The organism is Imhoffiella purpurea (assembly GCF_000585215.1).
GTDB classification, from domain to species: Bacteria; Pseudomonadota; Gammaproteobacteria; order Chromatiales; family Chromatiaceae; genus Imhoffiella; species Imhoffiella purpurea.
Genome location: NZ_AONC01000004.1, coordinates 1 through 21,023, shown reverse-complemented (window position 1 = coordinate 21,023; position 21,023 = coordinate 1). Strand labels below are relative to the sequence as shown.

General features: G+C 65.7%; 21 protein-coding genes. 14 read left to right on the top strand and 7 right to left on the bottom strand.

Annotated features, from left to right (window positions below; translation table 11 throughout):
- Nucleotides 1-4: 4 nt before the first annotated feature.
- Nucleotides 5-1,450, bottom strand: coding sequence for a Fe-S cluster assembly protein SufB (gene sufB, locus D779_RS01735; RefSeq protein ID WP_043748517.1), 1,446 nt, complete (start codon nucleotides 1,448-1,450; stop codon nucleotides 5-7).
- Between the two features lie 374 nt (nucleotides 1,451-1,824).
- Between sufB and D779_RS22045 the strand changes: the two genes are divergently transcribed.
- The 4 genes from D779_RS22045 (at nucleotide 1,825) to D779_RS01715 (ending at nucleotide 7,280) form a co-directional block, all read left to right on the top strand.
- Nucleotides 1,825-2,289: a hypothetical protein gene (locus D779_RS22045; RefSeq protein ID WP_157726296.1), complete on the top strand. Its 465-nt coding sequence runs from the start codon at nucleotides 1,825-1,827 to the stop codon at nucleotides 2,287-2,289.
- Nucleotides 2,290-2,516: 227 nt separating this feature from the next.
- Nucleotides 2,517-3,857 carry an ABC transporter substrate-binding protein gene (locus D779_RS01725; RefSeq protein WP_232424038.1) on the top strand — a complete coding sequence of 447 codons (1,341 nt, stop codon included), beginning with the start codon at nucleotides 2,517-2,519 and terminating at the stop codon, nucleotides 3,855-3,857.
- Nucleotides 3,854-6,376 (top strand): ATP-binding protein, encoded by a 2,523-nt coding sequence (locus tag D779_RS20860; RefSeq protein ID WP_052347681.1) that lies wholly within the window; start codon nucleotides 3,854-3,856, stop codon nucleotides 6,374-6,376. Before D779_RS01725 ends, D779_RS20860 begins: the two co-directional genes overlap by 4 nt.
- Nucleotides 6,366-7,280, top strand: coding sequence for a GGDEF domain-containing response regulator (locus D779_RS01715; protein WP_043748513.1), 915 nt, complete (start codon nucleotides 6,366-6,368; stop codon nucleotides 7,278-7,280). Before D779_RS20860 ends, D779_RS01715 begins: the two co-directional genes overlap by 11 nt.
- A 28-nt stretch (nucleotides 7,281-7,308) precedes the next feature.
- Here D779_RS01715 and D779_RS01710 read toward each other — a convergent pair whose 3' ends face one another.
- Nucleotides 7,309-7,917: a hypothetical protein gene (locus D779_RS01710; RefSeq protein ID WP_043748512.1), complete on the bottom strand. Its 609-nt coding sequence runs from the start codon at nucleotides 7,915-7,917 to the stop codon at nucleotides 7,309-7,311.
- A gap of 84 nt (nucleotides 7,918-8,001) precedes the next feature.
- The gene (locus D779_RS01705; protein WP_043748510.1) at nucleotides 8,002-9,324 is read right to left on the bottom strand and encodes a hypothetical protein; all 1,323 of its coding nucleotides are present in this window, start codon (nucleotides 9,322-9,324) and stop codon (nucleotides 8,002-8,004) included.
- Between the two features lie 274 nt (nucleotides 9,325-9,598).
- Here D779_RS01705 and D779_RS01700 point away from each other — a divergent pair, with 274 nt between their 5' ends.
- The 4 genes from D779_RS01700 to D779_RS01685 all read left to right on the top strand — a co-directional run bounded on the left by D779_RS01700 (nucleotide 9,599) and on the right by D779_RS01685 (nucleotide 11,727).
- Nucleotides 9,599-10,588: a serine/threonine protein kinase gene (locus tag D779_RS01700; RefSeq protein WP_043748508.1), complete on the top strand. Its 990-nt coding sequence runs from the start codon at nucleotides 9,599-9,601 to the stop codon at nucleotides 10,586-10,588.
- Between the two features lie 32 nt (nucleotides 10,589-10,620).
- Entirely contained in the window at nucleotides 10,621-11,013 is a 393-nt protein-coding gene (locus tag D779_RS01695; protein ID WP_043748506.1) for a YchJ family protein, read from the top strand.
- A 143-nt stretch (nucleotides 11,014-11,156) separates the two neighbouring features.
- Nucleotides 11,157-11,474, top strand: coding sequence for a DUF4342 domain-containing protein (locus D779_RS01690; RefSeq protein ID WP_043748504.1), 318 nt, complete (start codon nucleotides 11,157-11,159; stop codon nucleotides 11,472-11,474).
- 58 nt (nucleotides 11,475-11,532) lie between these two features.
- Nucleotides 11,533-11,727, top strand: coding sequence for a hypothetical protein (locus tag D779_RS01685; RefSeq protein ID WP_043748502.1), 195 nt, complete (start codon nucleotides 11,533-11,535; stop codon nucleotides 11,725-11,727).
- Nucleotides 11,728-11,794: 67 nt separating this feature from the next.
- Here the strand turns inward: D779_RS01685 and lptF are convergent, their stop codons facing one another.
- A complete protein-coding gene (gene lptF / locus D779_RS01680; protein ID WP_043748500.1) occupies nucleotides 11,795-12,925 on the bottom strand; it encodes an LPS export ABC transporter permease LptF in 1,131 nt (376 codons plus the stop codon).
- Between the two features lie 175 nt (nucleotides 12,926-13,100).
- On the opposite strand from lptF, the gene D779_RS01675 reads away from it, so the two are divergent.
- Entirely contained in the window at nucleotides 13,101-13,340 is a 240-nt protein-coding gene (locus D779_RS01675; RefSeq protein ID WP_043748498.1) for a TraR/DksA C4-type zinc finger protein, read from the top strand.
- A gap of 73 nt (nucleotides 13,341-13,413) precedes the next feature.
- On the opposite strand, the gene pepN is transcribed toward D779_RS01675, so the two are convergent.
- Entirely contained in the window at nucleotides 13,414-16,059 is a 2,646-nt protein-coding gene (pepN, locus tag D779_RS01670) for an aminopeptidase N (protein WP_043748488.1), read from the bottom strand.
- A 196-nt stretch (nucleotides 16,060-16,255) separates the two neighbouring features.
- Here pepN and grxC point away from each other — a divergent pair, with 196 nt between their 5' ends.
- The 4 genes from grxC to D779_RS01650 are packed head-to-tail and all read left to right on the top strand — an operon-like array spanning nucleotide 16,256 to nucleotide 18,275.
- Nucleotides 16,256-16,510, top strand: coding sequence for a glutaredoxin 3 (grxC, locus tag D779_RS01665; RefSeq protein ID WP_043748791.1), 255 nt, complete (start codon nucleotides 16,256-16,258; stop codon nucleotides 16,508-16,510).
- Entirely contained in the window at nucleotides 16,507-16,917 is a 411-nt protein-coding gene (locus D779_RS01660; RefSeq protein ID WP_043748484.1) for an RNA-binding S4 domain-containing protein, read from the top strand. The genes grxC and D779_RS01660 overlap by 4 nt, the downstream gene beginning before the upstream one ends.
- A gap of 21 nt (nucleotides 16,918-16,938) precedes the next feature.
- Entirely contained in the window at nucleotides 16,939-17,418 is a 480-nt protein-coding gene (locus D779_RS01655) for a hypothetical protein (RefSeq protein WP_043748478.1), read from the top strand.
- Nucleotides 17,415-18,275 (top strand): SDR family NAD(P)-dependent oxidoreductase, encoded by an 861-nt coding sequence (locus D779_RS01650; protein WP_043748475.1) that lies wholly within the window; start codon nucleotides 17,415-17,417, stop codon nucleotides 18,273-18,275. The genes D779_RS01655 and D779_RS01650 overlap by 4 nt, the downstream gene beginning before the upstream one ends.
- Before the next feature lie 164 nt (nucleotides 18,276-18,439).
- Here D779_RS01650 and D779_RS22740 read toward each other — a convergent pair whose 3' ends face one another.
- Nucleotides 18,440-18,676, bottom strand: coding sequence for a type II toxin-antitoxin system HicB family antitoxin (locus D779_RS22740; RefSeq protein ID WP_232424037.1), 237 nt, complete (start codon nucleotides 18,674-18,676; stop codon nucleotides 18,440-18,442).
- A gap of 6 nt (nucleotides 18,677-18,682) precedes the next feature.
- Here D779_RS22740 and D779_RS22735 point away from each other — a divergent pair, with 6 nt between their 5' ends.
- Nucleotides 18,683-18,895 carry a four helix bundle protein gene (locus tag D779_RS22735; RefSeq protein ID WP_043748474.1) on the top strand — a complete coding sequence of 71 codons (213 nt, stop codon included), beginning with the start codon at nucleotides 18,683-18,685 and terminating at the stop codon, nucleotides 18,893-18,895.
- 453 nt (nucleotides 18,896-19,348) lie between these two features.
- Here the strand turns inward: D779_RS22735 and D779_RS20855 are convergent, their stop codons facing one another.
- The gene (locus D779_RS20855) at nucleotides 19,349-20,920 is read right to left on the bottom strand and encodes a formylglycine-generating enzyme family protein (RefSeq protein ID WP_332307737.1); all 1,572 of its coding nucleotides are present in this window, start codon (nucleotides 20,918-20,920) and stop codon (nucleotides 19,349-19,351) included.
- Nucleotides 20,921-21,023 lie beyond the last annotated feature (103 nt).

Here is a 21,023-nt window from a genome sequence, read left to right as displayed (position 1 = left end):
TCGTTCAACCGACCGCGCCTTCGAGACTGATGCTCAGAAGCTTCTGGGCCTCGACCGCGAACTCCATGGGCAGCTCGTTGAAGACCTCCTTGCAGAAGCCATTCACGATCATGGAGACGGCGTCTTCCTCGGTGAGTCCGCGCGAGCGGCAATAGAAAAGCTGATCGTCGCTGATCTTCGAGGTCGTCGCCTCGTGCTCCATCTTGGCCGAGGGGTGCTTGACCTCGATATAGGGCACGGTATTGGCGGTGCAACGGTCCCCGATCAGCAACGAATCGCACTGGGTATGGTTGCGCGCGCCCTCGGCGCGCTGACTGATGCGAACCAGACCGCGATAGGTCTGCTCGCCCTGCCCGGCCGAGATGCCCTTCGACACGATGGTCGAGCGGGTGTTCTTGCCGATGTGGATCATCTTGGTGCCGGTGTCGGCCTGCTGGCGCCCCTTGGTCACGGCCACCGAATAGAACTCGCCGACCGAGTCGTCGCCGCGCAGCAGACAGCTCGGATACTTCCAGGTGATGGCCGAGCCGGTCTCGACCTGGGTCCAGGAGATCTTGGAGCGGGCACCGCGGCAATCGCCGCGCTTGGTGACGAAGTTGTAGATGCCGCCCCGACCCTCGGCGTCGCCCGGATACCAGTTCTGGACCGTCGAGTACTTGATCTCGGCGTCCTCCATGGCGATCAGCTCGACCACGGCGGCGTGGAGCTGGTTCTCGTCGCGCTGGGGCGCGGTGCAGCCCTCGAGATAGCTGACGTAGCTGCCGGCCTCGGCGACGATCAGGGTACGCTCGAACTGTCCGGTGTTGCGGGCATTGATGCGGAAATAGGTGCTCAGCTCCATGGGGCAGCGGACACCCTTGGGGACATAGACGAAGGTCCCGTCGCTGAAGACGGCCGCGTTGAGACAGGCGTAGTAGTTGTCCGTGTGTGGCACCACGGATCCGAGATACTGTTTCACCAGATCCGGATATTCGTGCACCGCCTCCGAGATGGAGCAGAAGATGACGCCCGCCTCCGCCAGGCTCTTGCGGAAGGTGGTGGCGACCGAGACGCTGTCGAACACGGCATCGACTGCGATACCGGCGAGCGCCTTCTGCTCCTCGATCGGGATACCGAGCTTCTCGTAGGTCTCGAGCAGGGCCGGATCGACCTCGTCGAGACTCTTGGGACCGTCCTCGGGGCGCTTGGGCGCCGAGAAATAGGAGATCGCTTGGAAATCGATCTTGGGATAGTTCACCGCCGCCCACTCGGGCTCGCGCATGGTGAGCCAGTGACGGTAGGCCCTGAGGCGCCATTCGGTCATGAACTCGGGCTCGCCCTTGCGCTTGGAGATGGCGCGCACGACGTCCTCGTCCAGGCCTGGCGGCAAGGTATCGGAGTCGATCTCGGTGGTGAAACCGTGCTCGTATTCCGACTTGACGATGTCATCGACGGCTGGGGCTGAGGTCATCGCTCCTGGCTCCATTATCTTTAGTGCATTACTGGGTTTTTAATATACGCTTATGGTGCATAGATTCAATGCCCCCGCGCTCGCACCCTGGCGCTTGGGGCTGGGATGGGGCGGGCCAAGCGGGAATGGACCGAGAGTGGAAGATCGATTGCGTACGCATTGAAATCACCGACCGATTATATTCCGAGTTCAGGCAAGGGCTCAAAAGATGACGGGCGCGCGACCCGAACGCTCGAACCGCCCCGGAACCCATGGAGGATGCGCGCCCGGATCGGCCGGGATGCCCGGATCCTGCGGAGCCGCCCGCCGCCGGGTCCCGAACCGAAAGCGCAGCTGTGGTAGAGTGCGAGCCATTTCTCTTGGAGAACCAGCCGATGCACGCTTCGACCCGCCTATCCACTCGCCACCTCATCCCGCTCGCAGGAGCGATTCTCTGCGGCTCGCTCGCCGGCTGCCAACTGCTGCCGTCCAAGGCCGACGCGGCGAAGGCCGCTCCGGACCTGGATCCCGATTGCATCGAGCGCTGCGAACTGGCCCGCGTCCAATGCGAACAGCGCCAGGAACTCCGCGAGCAGGAGTGCCAAGCGCACATCGAGAGCCTGACTCCAGCTACCGAAGATTGCGAGCGCAACTCCTACGGGCGTTGTCTCGACCCTGTACCTTGCTTGGGCGCTGAGATGCACATTTGCAAGGTCCAGCACGACCAATGCGTCCGTACCTGCGCCCCCGAGGAGGCCGAGAAACCGGCCCTCAAGGTCATCGACAAGGTCGGCGATCCCGAATCGCCCACGACCGAACGTATCGAACCGACTTGGCACGAACAGCCGAAGACCGATTGATCCCGCCGACTTCTCGGGCCGCCCATGGCCCGAACCATCGTCCCCCGCAACCGCCGGGGGCGAAATCGCTCGATGTAGGCCAGCCTCTGCGGGCCGACAGTCCGCTCGATACGACACCGAACGTCCGATAGGGCGAAGGATCGGCGATTTGCGTCTAGAGTGAAGGAGTCGCATCGGCCCGCCCTGGGTCCGATCCGGCCCGTGCCATTGGATCGACATCCTCCGGCATGGATCAGAAGCTCCACTCGAGTGACGACCAGATGAGCCGGACGCCAGTAGAGCGCGCAACGGATACCACATCCGCCACATCGATCCGGCGCAGGCACCTGTGCCAGGCCATCGCCGGTCTGGCGCTCGGACCGGCCCAAGGCATCGGCGCCCCCTACGTGCAGACCCGCGAACGGGTCAAGCTGCGCGTCCTGGGAACCCACGTCACGCTGCGCGAGGCCATCCGCCGCCAAGCCGAGCAGGATCTGGGCATCGAGCTGATCTTCATGCCCGGCGGCAATGCCGAGGTCCTGCATCGGGCATCCTCCGACCCGGACGGTTTCGACGTCTACGAACAGTGGTCAAACAGCATCAAGATCCTGTGGCGGGCGGACAGCATCCAGGCCATCGAGACCCGGCGCATCCGCAACTGGGATGCGGTCAACGACCTGACCAAGACCGGGCGCCTGACGCCAGACGCACCACTCGGACGCGGAGACGCCCCCTACAGACTGCTCAACGTCCAGCCGGACGGCAGCCTCGGCCCGCGGCCGACCGGCCGCATCAGCTTTCTCCCCTACGTCCACAACGTCGACGCATTCGGCTACGACACCCGCTTCGTTCCGACCGGGAGGGCCTACGAGACCGAGAGCTGGGGCTGGATGCTGGAGCCGCGCTGGCGGGGACGCGTCGCCCTGGTCAACGACCCGACCATCGGTCTGTTCGACATGGCCCTGGCGGCGGAGGCCCGCGGGCTGATCGAATTCGGCGACATCGGCGAGCTGACCAAGGCGGAGATCGATCGGCTGTTCGAGATCCTGATCACCTTGAAGCTCGCGGGACATTTCAGCGGATTCTGGAGCGAGGTTCCCGAATCGGTCGAGATGATGCGCAGCGGTCGCACGGCCATCGCCAGCATGTTCTCGCCGGCCGTCGCCGCACTCAAGGAGTCGGGCATCCCGGCCGTCTATGCCGCGCCGCGCGAGGGATATCGCGCCTGGCATGGCGTCATGTGTCTGTCGTCGCGCTGCCGGGGACGCCAGCTCGACGCGGCCTACGAGTATCTGAACTGGTGGCTGTCCGGCTGGCCCGGCGCCTTCGTCGCCCGACAGGGCTACTACATCTCGGTCCCCGAGCCCGCGCGAGCCCATTTGAGCACGGCCGAATGGGACTATTGGTACGAAGGCGGGATCGCCGCCACCGATCTGCCAGGGCCGGATGGAGCCATCTCCGTGCGCGCCGGCAGCCAACGCAACGGCGGCTCCTACTGGGAACGCTTCGGACACATCGCGGTATGGAACACGGTGATGAATACCTACGAATACAGCCTGCCGCGCTGGTACGAGCTGCTGCTCGCATGAAGGGCAAGCCGCTCGACCTTGGAACCGAGCCCCGCCTGAGACTGAGCATCGGGCCGCGAATCTGGCTGGGATTCGCCCTGGTCCTGTTCGCACTGGTCGCGGTCGCCATGATCGGGCACATGGGGCAGCAGCACTCGGACGATCAATTCCAGGAATTCAGCGAACTCAGTGCCCAGACCAGCACGATCCTGGACATCGAGCGCCGCATGGTCGACCTGCAACGGCGCGTACTCGCCTTCACCTACTCGGGCTACACGGGCATCGTGACCCGGGTCCGCGGGTTGGCGATCGAGATCAGACGCCAGATCGAACGGGTCAGCGACGAGGTTCGGGATGAGGAGCAACGCCGACTCCTGCATCGCATGCTATCGGTCTTCGAGCTCTATGCGGACAACTTCGAACAGGCGGTCGAGGAGCGCCGGCGACACGACCGCCTGTTCGAAGACGAGCTCGCGCCGTTGAGCCGACAGGCGGTGAGTCTGCTCGATGTGCTGCAGCGCACACCGCAGGCGGAGGATCCGGTCATGGCGGCCGGGCTGAAGGACAGCCTCGTGGACCTGCTGTTCGCCCATCAGAATGCGCTCGCATTCGAGAGCGGCCCGGACTCGACGCTGATGCAGGAGGCATTGACCCGGCTGAAGCAGATCGGCCGACGCCTCGATGGACTGCAGCGCCAGACCCGGGATCCGAGCCACCGGCAGCGGATCGCGGCGCTGATGGAGATTCTGGAGCGATACCGGACGGCATTCGCGGGCATGGTTCAGTCGACCCGGGCCTATCTGCACCTGGTGTATGTCGTCATGGCCGGCGAGGCGGCGGAGCTGGATCAACTGGCGGACAGTCTCAAGCGGAGAACGCTCTCGCAGCAATCCCTGCTGCGTCAGCAGATGATCCAGGACATGGATCTGAACCGGGAGGTGACGCTCGCGGTTTCAGGACTGACCATCCTGCTGGCCATCCTGCTCTCCTGGCGGATCGCGCGCGGCATCACCAGGCCGCTCATCGCCATGAGCGATACCCTGACGCATATCTCGGAGGGACGCATCGACGCCTGCATCCCCTATCGGGATCGCCGCGACGAGATCGGCATCATCGCCAAGGCGGCCGACGTCTTTCGCCAGGCGGTGATCAAGAAACAGCGTGCCGAGGCCGCCAATCGGTCGAAGAGCCTCTTCCTGGCGCACATGTCCCACGAATTGCGCACCCCGCTGAACGCGATCCTGGGGTTTTCCGAACTCATCGCCCAGATGGACGATACACCGAACGAGCAGCGCGTCTATCTGCAGATCATCAATCGCAGCGGCAGCCACCTGCTCAGCATGATCAACGACATCCTGGACATGTCCAAGATCGAGGCCGGTCAATACGCGCCTCACATCAAGAGCTTCGATCTCTGGCAGATGATCGACGACGTCTCGTCCATGTTCGCGCTGCGCGCCGACCAGGCCGGGATCGAATTCATCCTCGAACGCTCCGAGAATGTCCCGAGAACCATCGGCTCGGACGAGGGCAAGCTCCGGCAGATCCTCATCAATCTGCTGGGGAACGCGGTCAAGTTCACCGAGCGAGGCCATGTCCTGATCCGGGTGGAGATCGAGCGGAGCGCGGCGGACACACCGCTGCTGGTGTGCGAGGTCGAGGACAGCGGAGCGGGTATTCCGCCGGACCGGATCGATTCCGTCTTCGAGCCCTTCGTACAGGCCGATCCGCAGAGCCAGGACGGCACGGGGCTGGGCCTGGCCATCTGCGCACGCTTCGCCGAAATGTTGGGCGGCACCATCACGCTCGAAAGCATGGTGGACGCGGGCTCGCGTTTCCGCTTGAAGATACCGTTCGAGGAGACCCAGGAGATCGAGAGCCCGCCCGGAATCGCCCCCCGCGCCATGGCCAGACCGTTGCCGGGCCAACCCGCCCATCGCATTCTGAGCATCGAAGACAATGCCAACAACCGCTTGTTGCTGGAAAGGCTCCTGAAATCCATGGGAATCGAATCGAGGAGCGCGGCCAACGGCCAGGAAGGCATCGATGCCTTCACCGCCTGGAGGCCGGATCTGATTCTGATGGACATCCGCATGCCCGTCATGGACGGACTGGAGGCGACCCGCAGGATCCGCGCCCTGCCGAGGGGATCGGAATGCACGATCGTCGCCATCACGGCGAGCACCTTCAAGAGCGAGCGTAAAGGCATCCTCGACGCCGGATTCGACGATTTTCTGAGCAAACCCTATCGCAGCCGCGACATCCAAGGGCTGCTGGAGCGCCATCTGGGGTTGAAGTTCCAGGAACGCGTCGACACCATGACGGAGGTGGAGCCGATCGCCCAATCCGAGACACGGCCCCTACCCGACGAGTCGAGACAGCTCCTGGCAGAGGCACTGGTCATCGGGGATTCCGATCAGATCCAAGAGGTGCTGCAGCGTCTCGAGCCGAGCCACCCGCAGGTCGTGAAGATGCTGGGTGAATGGGCCTCCGATTATCAATATTCGAGGATTCTGAGCTGGCTCGACGATGATTCCTGAACCGACAGAGGTTTCGACCATCCTGGTCGTGGATGATACGGCGGGAAACCTGGATCTTCTCGGCCGGATCCTGGGTGATGCGGGCTATCGGGTCCGGCGCCAACCCAGCGGCAATCTGGCGATCACCTCGGCACTCGCCTCCCCCCCCGATCTCATCCTGCTCGACATCAAGATGCCGGATCTCGACGGTTTCGAGGTGTGCCTGCGACTCAAGCAGAACCCCAGCACGCGCGAGCTGCCGATCATCTTCATCAGCGCGCTTCAGGACGCCAGCGACAAGGTGCGCGCCTTCCTGTCCGGCGGCGTCGACTACATCACCAAGCCCTTCCAGACCGAAGAGGTTCTCGCCAGGGTCGCCACCCATCTGCGGCTGCACGCCTTGCAGCGCCGCCTGGAAATGCAGAACCGGGAGCTTGAGCGGCTCGCGACCACGGACCCCCTGACCGGCATCCTCAATCGCCGCAGCTTCTCCACCTACTGCCAGCACTATCGCGCCCGCGCCAGCCGCTACGGGGCGTCCTTCTGCCTGCTGATCCTGGATATCGACAGATTCAAGCGGATCAACGACGCATTCGGACACGAGATCGGCGACCGGGTCCTGGTCGCCCTGACCGAGCGTATCCGCGATACGTTGCGCGAGGTCGACCTGTTCGCGCGCTGGGGCGGCGAGGAGTTCATCATCCTCTCGCCCGACACGCCCCCGGAGCGCGCCGGCCACTTGGCGGAACGTCTGCGCAAGTCGATCGAGGCCGCGACGATCGACCCGATCGGCACGGTCACGGCCAGCTTCGGTCTCGCGGTCAACCGCGTCGGAGAGGAACTGGAGGATCTGATCCGACGCGCCGACCACGCCTTGCTAGCGGCCAAGGAAGCCGGACGCAATCAGGTTCGCATCGCCGAATGACGCGTGCGCGAAAGACGCGCCCGGCCACTCAACCGGCCGGATCGGCATCCTTGCCCTTGCCCCGCGGCAGCACCACCTTCGCCGGCTCGGCATCCAGCGACCTGATGGCACGCTCCTCGGCGGCCAGCCGCCGGGAATTGATCGCCTTCTCCTGGCGGGTTCGCACCGCATAGCCAAGCGCGGCGCCGCCGGCCGCGGTCAGGGTCACCAGCCCGAGAGTCATGAACTGAGCCAGCATCATGGCCACGCCGACCCCGACCGCTCCGCCGACGACCACCCCGGTCTTGAGACTCATCCCGGCGGAGGCGCGCTTACGGGCCTTGGAGGCCGCGCGTTCGCTGGTGAGACTCGCCTTGGCGCGCTGCTGCTCGGCCCTGACCCGAATCTTCTCGCGCTCCTTGGAGAAACGCTCGCTCGCGCGCGACACCGCCCGGTGACGGTCGGCGTAGACGATGGTATTGAACCAGAGCGCCACCAGAAACCCGATCGCCGCCGCGATCATGACGAACAAGGGCCAAGTCTTCGTCCAGTCCGTATGGAGGGCCGTATAGACCAAAAGCACCGTCAAGCCCTGGAGCAGGAAGATGCCACTGAGAAAACGGATGAGACTGCCGATACCGAAGGGAATGATATTCATGGATATTTGGATTATGGATGGGCCGATTCTGAAGAGATTGATCGGGGATGGGATGCACAGATTCCGGACGCGCCGACTCGCCCCTCAGACGTTCCGCTGCTCGATCGACTGAAGAATGACGCGGGCGAGGCGGCGAGACCAGAGCAGCGGTTGGATGTCGCCGGCGAAATGGCCGAGCATGAGGATCCATGCGGCCCCGGGGTTGGAGATGCCACCGCCCTGCGTCTTGGGCTTGATCGGAATGCGCAGCAGACGCTCCCGAATCAGAGCCAGGCTTCTGGCATCTCCGCTGAGATCGAGCGGGATCGGCCGGTCGTAGGCATCCACCACCCCGTAGAGATATTCGGGCCCGATCTCGGAGAGGTCCGCGACCAGTCTCGGAGACCGGGGAGAAGACGGCAGCAGCGCGGGCTCCAGGGTCGCGACCAGAAAGGGACCCCGACCGGTTGCGAGTCTCGACGCCAGCGCCCCCTGGCCGTCGCGTCGCAGTTCCTGACGCAGCCGACTCCGCATCAGATCGGACAGCTCGCCGGACACCAGATCGGCCAGTGAGCGACCGTCGCCCCTGGGATCGACCGGAACCAGGAAGACATGGGCCTCGGCGCTCGGCGATCCGAGTTCCTCGGGGGTCGTCGCGACATAGGTCTCGATCAGCCGAAACAGCTCGCGATAACGGTCGGCATCGACGCCGCTCAGACCGGTATAGCCGCGACCGACCAGCACGAAGGTATAGATGCCATACCCCGGAACGGCCTCGTCGAACAAGCGGTTGAGCGCCATGGAGGCATCCAGTCTGCGGCCCTCGCCCGTGGAGGGGAAATAGAGCATGCCGTAGGCGGGCAGCCTGTCGCCATCCAGCCCGCGCTCCGCCTCGGCCAGATCGGTCTGGCGAGCGACGCCGGCGGCGACGGCGCGCTCGACCCGACGCCGGTCGGAGGGCCCCATGACCGAGATGGCCCGCTGCGCGATCACATCGCGATAGGGCTCCCCGCCCTGAGCGGCCATCTCTTCGAGGATATCGGAACTGTCGCCACAGCGGCCAAGCAGCAGCGCCTCGGTCGCCTCGGCGGGATCGACCCCGGAGAAATAGAGATCGGCTACGAGCGAGCGGAGAAAATTGCGCTCGTCCAAGGCCCCGGTCCTGGCGCAGACGCGGGCCAGTTCCCGACGCAGTTCGACGGGCTCGGAACTGTAGACCTGCGATTCGGGCACGTCATCCACGGCGGAGGAGCGGCCGGGACCCGGACGCCCCACCGAGACGCCACCCAAGGATCGCCGCCAATCGGGTTCCGGAGGACCCTGGACCGATCCGGCGGAAACGGCCCGTGCGCCGTCACCGGCGGCCTGCAAGGCACCGCAACCGTTCAGTGCGGGCAGCAGAAAGATCAGGCACAGAAATCCCCGCATTGCACCCGAGACGTCCCCGAAGGAGCGAAATCCGGCTGCGAGCGCAGACTGCACAGGCATTGAGTGGAGATACATCGCGATTGACGGCCGTCGATGACAAAGGCTCATGATAGCGGATTGCACGAATGAACCCGAGTTCCGCGGCTCGGATCGCCCCCCTCGAGAGACGAGCATCGCCCGTCACCCGATCATGCCGGTCCATCGACCGTAAAAACACCCACACATTGCCATCTTTTCATGAAACCGATATGGACCGCTCGACTAGAATCGGCCCATGACCGCATCCAATCCGACCCCCTATTCAGACCTCACACCCGATCTGGTACTCGATGCCGTGGAAAGCCTGGGCCTCATGGCCGACGGGCGGCTGCTCGCCCTGAACAGCTACGAAAACCGCGTCTACCAGGTGGGCATCGAGGACGGCAGCCCGCTCATCGCCAAGTTCTACCGGCCCGGACGCTGGAGCGACGCGGCCATTCTCGAGGAACATGCCTTCGCCCTGGCCCTGGCCGAGCACGAGATCCCGGCCGTCCCACCCTCCTCGATCACCGGCCAGACCCTGCACCAGTTCGGCGGCTACCGCTTCTCGCTCACCGAGCGTCGAGGCGGCCGCCACCCGGAGCTTGGAGACTCGCAGGTGCTGGAGTGGATCGGACGCTTCATCGGCCGCATCCATGCCATCGGCGCGGTGACGCCATTCGTCCACCGGCCGACCCTGGACCCGCAGAGCTTCGGGCTGACACCGCGCGACTTCCTGCTCAAGCACGATTGGATCCCCGCCGATCTGCTGCCGGCCTACCGCAGCGTGGTCGATCAGGCCCTGCAGGAGGTCGCCGCCTGTTACGACAGGGCCGGCTCCGTCCCGCTCATCCGGCTCCATGGCGACTGCCATCTGGGCAACCTGCTCTGGACCGATGCCGGACCGCATTTCGTCGACTTCGACGACGCCCGCATGGGACCGGCGATCCAGGACATCTGGATGCTGCTCTCCGGAGACCGCCAGGAGATGAGCCTTCAGCTCGCCGACGTCCTGGCCGGATACGAGGACTTCTGCGACCTCGACCATCGCGAGCTGCACCTGATCGAGGCACTGCGCACGCTGCGCATCATCCACCATGCCGCCTGGCTGGCGCGCCGCTGGCAGGACCCCGCATTCCCGGCCGCCTTCACCTGGTTCGGAACCCAGCATTACTGGCAGAACCACATCCTCCAGCTCCGGGAACAGATCGCGGCCATGCAGGAGGGACCGCTCTGGTCCGCCTGAGCGGGCACGCCCGAACACCAGGAGACACGACCATGCCGGAACCCTGCCCATGCGGTTCGGGACGCCCCTACCCCGAGTGCTGCCAACCCCATATCGAGGGTGCGGCTCGCCCTCGGACGGCGGAGGAGCTGATGCGCTCGCGCTATACCGCCTACGCCACGCATGCCATCGCCTATCTGAGCCACAGCTGGCATCCGGATACCCGCCCGAGCGACCTGACGCCCGACAGGGACCTGAAGTGGATCGGTCTGAAGATCCTCTCGACCGAGGCGGGCGGCCCGGACGACGAGACCGGCTGGGTCGCCTTCGTCGCCCGCTACAAGATCGGCGGACGCGCCCACCGCCTGCGCGAACGCAGCCGTTTCGTCCGGCATGAGGGACGCTGGGTCTATCTCGACGGCGAGATCGAGGAACGGCACCGGTGACGCCGGCCTCCCAAAGCGGTTAAAGTTGCCCGCTCGGCCGAGCCCGCCGGCCCCGGGCGCAATCTGTCCGGGCGTAGCGGGTTCGGACGCAACGCCTATCGGTGACGAGACGGTCATCGCTCAAATGCTTATAGGTAACCAGAATGCGAGATCGCGACGAACGTCCCTTGCAGGAGGAGATCCGAGTGAACGGCTCCGCGCTGCTGGACAAGGTCAAGGATCTGATTCAGCAGGGCAACGTCCGCCGGCTCATCATCCAGCGGCCGAGCGGAAAGGTCCTGGCGGACGTCTCTCTGACGACCGGCATCGGCGTCGCCGGTGTCCTGACCCTCCTGGCACCCATGCTCGCCGCGCTCGGAGCCATGACGGCGCTGATCACCCAATTTCGGGTCCGCATCGAGCGCGATCCGGAGTATGTCTTCGAGCACCGCGACGACATGGCTCGCCGCCGACGCCGGTGAATCCTCCATTCGCTGGCCATACCCCTTCTAAATCCACGATTTGAAACGAGAATCCGAGATGCAGCAGATCAAGAAGACCGCCGAATACACCCTGTTTCAGAAGAAATCCGGCCGTTACGCGGTCAAGGGCAAAAACAAGCAGTGGATCAACGGCGACGCCAAACAGCAGATCCTGGTCGACGAAAATCTGATCACCCTGCCCGAACCCAAGGCCGCTCCTGAAGCCGAGGCCGAGTCGAGCGACTCCGAGTAAGACGCCGCAAGGCGGGATCCCGCCCCCCGATTCGGCACCGCTCGAAGCGGCCGTCCTCGGCCCCGCCTCAGCCCCCTGCTGCGGCCTCCCCGCGATCGCGCCGCCCCTGCAGCCGATGCAGCGTGCGCCTGACCCAGAAGCTGTCGGGCAGGAGCACGCCATAGACGAACAGGAGTATCGCCAGCTGATACCAGAGGCTGCCCAGCCAGGGCGGCGTCACCCCGGACTCCAGCCAGGTCTCGGCCAGGCGCTGCAGATTGAAGAAACAGAAATAGGCCAAAAAGGCCAGCGTGAGCCTCCCCGAGGTCCGCTGACGCGGCGAGATATCGATCAGCGGTATGGCCATTATCGCCAGGGTGAAGATGGCCAGGGGCGCACCGATGCGATGCTCGAGTTCCACCCGGTCGCCCATGTCTTCCGACCCTACCAGCTCCTGGGTCGGCACGGTCGAGCGCTTGGAGATGGCCTGGCGTCTGGCGCCGGTTCCAGGCACCCGGATGAGATAGTCGGCGAACTCGCCGACGAGGAAGGCGCCCGATCCGGGATCCCCGTCGAAGCGATGTCCCCGCTTGAGCGAGACCAGATGGTCTCCGGTCGCCTCCTCGATCCGATGCTCTCCACCCTCGCTGTACACCAGACGCGATTGCTCGCCGCGGCGATCCAGGATGAAGACGTCGGCCAGCGACTTGCGACGATCGATCTCGCCGATATAGACCACCAGCCGCCCCCCCTCCTCGACGTAGAAGCGCGCCGCCTGCAGCCCGGCGATCTGCGCCGCCTGTCCCTTCTGCTGCAGCCGCACCTGATGGATGCCCTCCGAGGCCCAGGGCTGCAGGATCAAGGCGAACCAGGCGGTGATCAGGGCCACGGGCAGCGCCAGCAGCAGCAGCGCGCGGTAGAGACGCGGCGGACCGACGCCGCCGGCATTCATGGCGATCAGCTCGCTGTCGTGCGAAAGCCGATTGAGGGTCACCAGAACGGCGATGAAAAAGGCGGGCGGCAGCAGGCTCGAGGCGTCGCGGACGAGCTGCAGGCGCAAATACTGGAAGACCACGCCCACGCCCAGAGCGCCGACGTTCACCTCCTCCAGGGTGCGCAGGAAGAGCATGCTGGCCACGATGAGCAGCAAGACCAGGATGATGGCGAGAAAGGACTTCGCCACCTCGCGCAGGATGTATCGATCGAGGATTCCGAGCATGGTCCGCACCAGAGCCGACGGACCCCAATTGTGTCATGCCCCACGGGCGCCTGACCATCCGCCCGAACGCCTGCGCGGCCCGGACCGTCATCCGCACGCCATCAAACGCTCATCCAGGCATCATCGAGCAGGCACATACTTAGGGTTCGTACCTCAACGCAAAGGTCCGAACAGCATGGAAAAATTCGCCGATGTACTGGATATGGCCCAGGCCCACACGGAACGCGAGGTCCAATTGAGGATCGACGCGATCCAGCGACACGCCAACGACGGATTCGGTCGCGAATACTGCATCCTCTGCGGCGAGCCCATCCCCGAAAGCCGCCGCCGCCACGTCCCCAACGCACTCCGCTGCGCCTCCTGCCAAGAGATGGTCGAGCGCCATCAGACACCGGTCAGACGCTCGGCCGCCTGACCCGGCGAGCGCCCGTTCGCCCGAAACCGGCAGGCGGCGATGTCCGCGAGCGACACGCCGCCTGCCGCATCGATCAGTCGGACTCGAGCGCCTTGGAGGCGACCTCGTAGACGTCCTTGGACAATTCCTCGGCATCCAGGATGCGGCGCAGCTCGTCGCACATCAGCGCTTGGCGCGTCCGGTCGAAACGACGCCAGCGGATCATGGACTTGAGGAGCCGCGAGGCAATCTGCGGATTGAGCGGATCCAGCTCCAGAATGCGGTCGGCCAGGAAGCGGTAACCGCCGCCGTCGGCGGCATGGAAGCGCACCTGATTGGCAACGCTGAAGACCCCGACCAGACTGCGCACCCGGTTCGGATTGCGCAGGGAGAAGTCCGGATGGCTCAGTAGACGCTGGACCTGCTCCAAGGCGTCCTCGCGCGGACTGCTGGCCTGGACGGCGAACCATTTGTCGACGACCAGGGACTCCCTGGACCAGCGCCGGTAGAAGCACTCCAGCGCCTCGGCACCCTCCGCGCCGCCGTGGTCGGCCAGCAGACGCAGGGCCGCCATCACGTCCGTCATGTTGTCCCCGGCGGCGAACTGCTCCCGGCACAGCCCCAGAGTCTCGTCATCCGGCGACTGCATCAGATAGTGCAGCGCCAGGTTGCGGATCGCCCGCCGCCCCACCTCCTCCGGGGTGAAGACATAGCCGCAGCCCTCGGCCGCGTTGGCCCGATAGACGGCGAGCAGATCCGCGCGCAGGCGGCCGCCGATCGCGCGCTCCAGACCGGCTCGCGCGCGGTGGATGCCGTCGACGTCGACCAGATCCATCTGATCGGCGAGATAGCCTTCGCTCGGCAGCGTCAGCACCTCGGCGAGCAGCGCCCGATCGCCCTCGGCGTCCAGCAACGCCTCGCGGAAGGCATCGAAGAAGGCGTCCAGAACGCCATGATCGGGATCCCGGACCAGGGCCAGCAGCAGGCGCTGCATCAGCGTCTGCGCGGCGTCCCAGCGGTTGAACCCGTCGCTGTCGTGGGCCATGAGGAACAGCAGATCCCGGTCGCCGTAATCGAAGCGCAGCTTCACCGGGGCCGGAAAGCCGCGCAGCAGCGAGGGCACCGGACGGCTATCCAGCCCGACGAAGCGGAAGGTCTCCTCCTCGGCCTTGAGTTCGAGCACGCGGGTTCCCGCAGCCGGAGCCTGGGAGTCGCCCTCCAGGCGCAGCGGCAAATCCTCGCCGTCGTCACCCAGCAGGCCGATGGCGAGCGGCACGTGGAAGGGCCGCTTCTCGGGCTGCCCCGGCGTGGGCGGGGTGAACTGACGCACGCTCAGACGATAGACGCCGGCCGCGGGATCGTAGTCGCCCTGCATCGTCAGCTCGGGCGTTCCGGCCTGGGCGTACCAGCGGCGGAACTGGCTCAGGTCGCGTCCGCTCGCATCCTCCATGCAGCGCACGAAATCCTCCGTGGTGACCGCCTGGCCGTCGTGACGCTCGAAATAGAGGTCGGTCGCCTGGCGGAAGGCATCGGGGCCCAGCAGATTGGCCTGCATCCGCACCACCTCGGCGCCCTTCTGGTAGACGGTCGCGGTGTAGAAATTGTTGATCTCGATATAGGAATCGGGACGCACCGGATGTGCCATGGGCCCGGCATCCTCGGCGAACTGATGCGCGCGCAGCAGACGCACGTCGGCGATGCGTTTGACCCCGCGCGAGCCCACGTCGGCGGAGAACTCCTGGTCGCGATAGACGGTGAAGCCTTCCTTGAGGCTGAGCTGGAACCAGTCGCGGCAGGTGATGCGGTTGCCGGTCCAGTTATGGAAATACTCGTGGGCGATGACGCTCTCGATGCCGTCGAAATCGGCGTCGGTCGCCGTGTCCGGACGGGCCAGCACGTATTTGTCGTTGAAGACGTTGAGACCCTTGTTCTCCATCGCGCCCATGTTGAAGTGGCTGACGGCGACGATCATGAAGACGTCCAGGTCGTACTCGCGTCCGAAGCGCTCCTCGTCCCAGCGCATGGCCTTCTTCAGGGAGCGCATGGCATGGTCGCACTTGTCGAGGTTGTGCGGCTCGACGAAGATCTTGAGATCCACCGCGCGCCCGGAGGCCGTGGTGAAGCGGTCCTCGATCGCGCGCAGATCGCCCGCGATCAGCGCGAACAGATAGCTCGGCTTGGGAAAGGGATCCTCCCAGCGCGCCAGGTGCCGCCCGTCCTCGAGACGGCATTCCTCGATCAGGTTGCCGTTGGAGAGCAGCACCGGAAAGCGCGCCCGGTCGGCCACCAGGGTGGTGGTATAGCGCGCCATCACGTCCGGACGGTCGAGGAAATAGGTGATGCGCCGGAAGCCCTCCGCCTCGCACTGGGTGCAGAGCATGTCCCCCGACTGGTAGAGCCCCTCGAGCGCGGTGTTCAGGCTCGGATGGATCCGCACCCGGGTCAGGAGACTGAAACGGTCCGGGACCCGATGCAGGGTCAGAGACTCCGGATCCAGGACGTATTCGGAACCGGTCAGCGGATTGCCGTCGATCTCCACCGTCTCCAGCTCGAGCTGCTCGCCGTGCAGGCGCAGACTGCCGTCCCCGCGCGTCGCGGCCGGATTGCGTCTGAGTTCCAGCCTGGACTCGACGCTGGTGCGATCCGGATCCAGGTCGAAATGCAGCTCGACCCTGTCGATCAGGAACTCGGGCGGCTGGTAGTCCTTGAGATGAATGGCATGCGGCGTGTCACGATACATGGGAATCCCGGGTAGACAATCGAATGAAGGATGGATGCCGGCTCGAAACGGTATCCGGATCGATCCGGCATGAATCGATCCTTGCTTGGACTTGGTCTTCCGGTCCGAGTCACCACTTTTCAAGGCAGCTTGACGACATCGGCCGGGCCGGCGAAGCTCCCGCGCTGTTTCAATGTCACCGGAGCGGAACGACACCATGCCCAAGGTCACCATCTATACGACACAGGTCTGCCCCTATTGCTTGCGGGCCAGAAACCTTCTCAAGCGCAAGGGTATCGCCTTCGAGGAGATCCCGGTCGATCACGACCCGGCGCAGATGGCCGCCATGGTCGAGCGCAGCAATCGCCACACCGTACCCCAGATCTTCGTCGGCGACCATCACGTCGGCGGTTACGACGACATGGCCCTGCTGGATTCGTGCGGCGAGCTGGACGAGCTTCTGGGTCTATGAACGCCTCGTCCCCGACCCAGGAACTGCGGCTCGACAAGTGGCTGTGGGCGGCCCGCTTCTTCAAGACCCGTCAGCTGGCGATCGAGGCGATCAACGGCGGCAAGATCCAGGTCGATGGACAGCGCGCCAAGCCGAGCCGTTCCGTGCGACCCGGCAGCCGGATCGAGATCCACAAGGGCAGCCTCTCCTGGCGGATCGAGGTGCTCGCCGTCGACAAGCAGCGCCGTTCCGCGACCGAGGCGTCGAAACTCTATGCCGAGGACGAGGAGAGCCGCCTGAAACGCGAGGAGATGGTGCGCGAGCGGCGCGACATGGCGCTCGGCCAGCATGACGCCAGCGGGCGCCCCTCGAAGCGCGACCGCCGCATGATCCAACGCTTCACCGGCCGCGGCGACCCCACGCCCTGAACCACATGAGCTGAGAACCCGATGGACGACGACGCCTTCCGCGACACCTACGATGCCGTCAACCAGCGCGTCTGTCCCTTCGAAAAGACCCTGCTGACGCGCCAGGCCGGCTGCACCCTGGCCGAGCGCTTCTGCATCGCCGAGCGCGAAGGCGTCCAATGCGGCTCGGAGGCGGCCCAGGGCGCCTGCAGCGAGCTGCTGGAACTGCTGCATCGGCAGGCGCTCTTCCTGACCCGCTCGACCGCGCCCCAGGGCGCCCGCCCGCATGCCCTGGCGATGCGGGTCCAGGTCGGCGGACTGCGCGGCATCCAGTCGGTCCTGGAACCGGACCGGGCCGATCCCGGCCCGGTCGAGGACATCAGCGCCCTCGTCGCGGCGGTCCGATCGCGCTTCGGCAGCCCCGACCGACTGCCCTTCTCGGTCATCATGCGTCACATCGCCGCCTATCGCGGCCGAACCCGACCGCGCCGAACGGCCCCAAACAAGGGAGAGCGACCATGAACCAGTCCGTCAAGACCGCGGTGGTCACCGGGGCCAACTCGGGGCTCGGCAAGGCCATCGCCGGCGCCCTGGCCCGGCAGGGCTACCGGGTCGGGATGGTGGTGCGGAACCGAACGCGCGGCGAGGCCGCCCTGGCCGAGATCCGCGCGACCGCCGACACCCCGGACATCCATCTGTTCGTCGCCGACCTCGCGGATCAGGGCGCGATCCGCCGGCTGGCCGAAGAGATCCTCGAACGCTTCGAGCGGCTCCATCTGCTGGTGAACAATGCCGGCACCGCCTTTCCGCACCGCCGGCCGAGCCCCGACGGGATCGAGAGCGCCCTGGCGGTGAACCATCTGGCCCCCTTCCTGCTCACCCATCTGCTGCTGGAGCGGCTCGCCGAGAGCGCGCCGGCGCGCATCGTCAACGTCGGCACCCGCATCGATACCGCCATGGATCTTTCGGATCCCAACTGGGAACGCCGCCCCTATCGGCTCATGCAAGCCTACGGTCAATCCAAGCTCGGCAACCTGCACTTCACCTTCGAGCTGGCACGCCGACTGGCCGGCAGCGGCGTCACCGTCAACTGCGTCTTCCCCGGAATCTTCCGCTCGAATCTGGGCGGCACGGACGGCGCCCAGGGGCGCTTCTGGAGACTCGTGGACATCCTCATCGGCTGGGCCCTGCCATCGCCCGACAAGGCCGCGCGCCCGATCGTCGACCTGGCCGTCTCTCCCGAGTGGGAGGGCGTCAGCGGCCGCTATCTGACTCGGGGAAAAGACTTGAAGGCACCGGCTCAGGCGCGCGATGCGGAGGCCAATCGGCAGGTCTGGGAGATGAGCGAGCGAATGACCGGGCTCGCCAAGCGGCCTTGAGGACTCGTCGGTTGATGGCTCTGAAAGCCACCACACAAATCAAGCCAGCACAGCTGTCAGTCCGCTTTCAGATCAATGCCTTGCATTTCAGAAGATAGTGTCGAATTGCGCGGAAATATTGCGGTGTTGTGGACTCGGATTCCAATGCGCTGCAAGTGAGTTTGCTATGGCTTCCGACCTGCCCTCTCGATCGCCTCGCGTGCCGCCTGAGCCAGGAATGCCGACCGGCTCATGTGCCCCGCTTTCGCGTGCGAATCGATCCGGCGGACCATCGTCTCCGGCAGCGAGATATTGATCCGCACCGACTTGGGACGGATGCGGCCGAGGTCGATCTCGACCAGCATCCAGACGCCCCCCTGATACTCCGCACTGTCGGCCAAGGACTCCAGCGGAGTTGGCACCGGGATGTGTACGCGGCGCAGAGCCGGCGCGGCCGGGCACGCCAATCCGCGCTGGCGGATGCCGATGCGGCCCTCAACAGGCTCCGGCTCTACCTGCGGCTGGCCCACCGCTGGCGCTGGCTCTCCAACAGCCAGTACGAGCACGTCAGCCGCATGGTGGCGGAGATCGGCCGGCTGCTCGGCGGCTGGATCCGTCAGGCGGCGACCGAGCGGGGGTGAGGCGCCGCGGGGCTCGTGCCCAGGCGGCGCCTCGCTTCGATATGCGCCCGACGCCGATAAGGACGTGCGGACGGGACGCACCCGCGCCATCCCCCCGGTGCCCGCCGCACCCGGCGAACCTTGGTCGGCCGGGCCTGTCGGCCTTCGGGTCCAGAGGGGGACGTGGACGGAGCAGAGGAGCCGGAAGCCAACAGAGTTGTTCCGGTTGTTGATGTCGTTGCGGTTGCGGGCGGCGGCGCGCGCGTTGGCTTGATCGTTGTTCCAAGAGCCGCCGCGCAACGCACGCCGTCGATACCGGGGCGCCCCACCGTTCTCACGGTACGCTGAGTGTAGAGCCTCCAGCCGAATCAGCAACGTAAAAAACGCGGCTCGCTTTGCTCGCCGGGTTCGCTCGCCGGGCGAGCGGACTTCAGTGGGCAGCGGATCAGCGATCAGTGGCCAGAAGCCCAGGGATCAGTGATCGATGGGGACGGAGCAGAGGAGCCGGAAGCCAACAGAGCTGCTCCGGAAGAGGATGACGAGGCGGTAGCGGGCGGCGGCGCGCGCGCCGGCCTGATCGTAGTCCCAAGAGCCGCCGCGCAACGCACGCATGGCTTCGCCTTCTGTCGCGATGTTTTCCGGATCGTCGTAGGTATTCAGGCACCATTCCCAGACGTTGCCGCTGCAGTCGATCAGATCATAGGGTGAGACGTTGCGCGGATAGAGTCCGACCGCAGTGGTCTCGCGCAGAAAGAGCAAGCCGGTCTGGTCATAGGTCTCGTCGATGTTGGCATCTCCGCCGCGATAGTCCTCGCCCCAGGGGAAGGCTCGGCCATCGGTGCCGCGAGCGGCCTTCTCCCACTCGTACTCGGTGGGAAGCCGGATCGCTTCGTTCCGGTCGATGAGGCCGCGTTCATGGAAACGGGCGGTGAGCCAGCGGCAATACGCCAGGGCTTCAACCCATGCGACATTGACCCGAGGACGATTCGGCTGATTCCATGTCGACCGAGCCGGCTCAGGGCCGACATAGCCTTCCTGCCACCACTCCTTATCGCCATAGTCCTCCGCCTCTGTAAATGCTTGGTACTGAGCATTGGTCACCGGATAGCGCGCGATCCGGTAGGCGCCGGTCTTCCGCGTCTCCCCGCCCTGCCATTGAAAGTCGCCCTCGGGGACCGGCTGCCAGACGATGTCCGGAAGACCATCGCGCAGCCCGACGCCCTCGCGCCGGTCGCCGATGGCCGCGAGCAGGTCGCCGAGACGCAGGCGCCGCCAGCGCCAGGGCTCACCCAAGTCATCGCCGAACCGCTCGATGACCGTCTCGATGCCGGTCCGCAGCCAATCGGCGAGCGCCGACTGCTCGGCCGCGATCTGCGCACCGAGTGTCTGGACCGTATCCGCACGGCGGCCTTCGGCGGTAAGCGTGCGCAGCAGGTCCAGGCGGCGCACATCCGCGTCGTCTCCCATTCGCTCGTCGAAGGCGCGCCGAGCAAGGGCGGCCAGCTCGTCGGCGTCGTCTCGCGCCAGGAAGTGGGCGATCCGCGCGTCCTGGGCCAGGCATTGCCAGACCTCGGCGCTTTCGAGGAGCTCGCGGGTCTCGGTGATGATGTCGGTCTTGTAGATGCGACCGTCCGGGCGCCCCTCGGCGTCCCAGCGCTCGGCGTCGCGCTCGACCTGGGGCTGGCGCAGCAGGGCCTCGCGGCGTCTCTCGATCCATCGGCCCAGCTCGGGCCAGGCGCTGAAGAGGGCCTCGTGGGCGACCTCGATCATGCCGCCGTGCGCAAGGCCGTCCACGGTCTCGACCGCTGGCTGCGCCCCCGTGCGGTCCTCGCGATCGGACGGGACCAGGAGCCTCGCGCTCTGACCCGCCAGGGCATGGATGAGGGCGAGCGCGTCCGGGTCGTCCCGCCAGTGATCCAGATGCTCGCGCAGGCGCGTCGGCGGCCCCTTGGGCTGGAGTCCGAGCAGTCGGCAGAAGACACGGGGCAGCACCCGCTCGGCGTCGACGCCGGATCTCTGCACGGCCTCTTGGGCGCGCTTGGCGATGACCCCTTCGAGCCAGGGCTTTGAAGGTCACGTAAGGTGAACATCCTGGCCCCAGCTGTCTTCGGGCTCGCCCGCTGTCGACTCGTTCGTCTGCACGGTGGCC

Excerpts from the sequence above, each read along its gene's own strand:
- D779_RS01710 (WP_043748512.1), bottom strand. The coding sequence starts at position 7,917 with ATGAATATCATTCCCTTCGGTATCGGCAGTCTCATCCGTTTTCTCAGT.
- pepN (WP_043748488.1), bottom strand. The coding sequence starts at position 16,059 with ATGTATCGTGACACGCCGCATGCCATTCATCTCAAGGACTACCAGCCG.
- lptF (WP_043748500.1), bottom strand. The coding sequence starts at position 12,925 with ATGCTCGGAATCCTCGATCGATACATCCTGCGCGAGGTGGCGAAGTCC.
- D779_RS01650 (WP_043748475.1), top strand. The coding sequence starts at position 17,415 with ATGAACCAGTCCGTCAAGACCGCGGTGGTCACCGGGGCCAACTCGGGG.
- sufB (WP_043748517.1), bottom strand. The coding sequence starts at position 1,450 with ATGACCTCAGCCCCAGCCGTCGATGACATCGTCAAGTCGGAATACGAG.
- D779_RS01675 (WP_043748498.1), top strand. The coding sequence starts at position 13,101 with ATGGAAAAATTCGCCGATGTACTGGATATGGCCCAGGCCCACACGGAA.
- D779_RS01685 (WP_043748502.1), top strand. The coding sequence starts at position 11,533 with ATGCAGCAGATCAAGAAGACCGCCGAATACACCCTGTTTCAGAAGAAA.
- D779_RS20860 (WP_052347681.1), top strand. The coding sequence starts at position 3,854 with ATGAAGGGCAAGCCGCTCGACCTTGGAACCGAGCCCCGCCTGAGACTG.
- D779_RS01690 (WP_043748504.1), top strand. The coding sequence starts at position 11,157 with ATGCGAGATCGCGACGAACGTCCCTTGCAGGAGGAGATCCGAGTGAAC.
- D779_RS22045 (WP_157726296.1), top strand. The coding sequence starts at position 1,825 with ATGCACGCTTCGACCCGCCTATCCACTCGCCACCTCATCCCGCTCGCA.
- D779_RS01655 (WP_043748478.1), top strand. The coding sequence starts at position 16,939 with ATGGACGACGACGCCTTCCGCGACACCTACGATGCCGTCAACCAGCGC.
- D779_RS01715 (WP_043748513.1), top strand. The coding sequence starts at position 6,366 with ATGATTCCTGAACCGACAGAGGTTTCGACCATCCTGGTCGTGGATGAT.
- D779_RS01725 (WP_232424038.1), top strand. The coding sequence starts at position 2,517 with ATGGATCAGAAGCTCCACTCGAGTGACGACCAGATGAGCCGGACGCCA.
- D779_RS01695 (WP_043748506.1), top strand. The coding sequence starts at position 10,621 with ATGCCGGAACCCTGCCCATGCGGTTCGGGACGCCCCTACCCCGAGTGC.
- D779_RS01660 (WP_043748484.1), top strand. The coding sequence starts at position 16,507 with ATGAACGCCTCGTCCCCGACCCAGGAACTGCGGCTCGACAAGTGGCTG.
- grxC (WP_043748791.1), top strand. The coding sequence starts at position 16,256 with ATGCCCAAGGTCACCATCTATACGACACAGGTCTGCCCCTATTGCTTG.
- D779_RS01705 (WP_043748510.1), bottom strand. The coding sequence starts at position 9,324 with ATGCGGGGATTTCTGTGCCTGATCTTTCTGCTGCCCGCACTGAACGGT.
- D779_RS01700 (WP_043748508.1), top strand. The coding sequence starts at position 9,599 with ATGACCGCATCCAATCCGACCCCCTATTCAGACCTCACACCCGATCTG.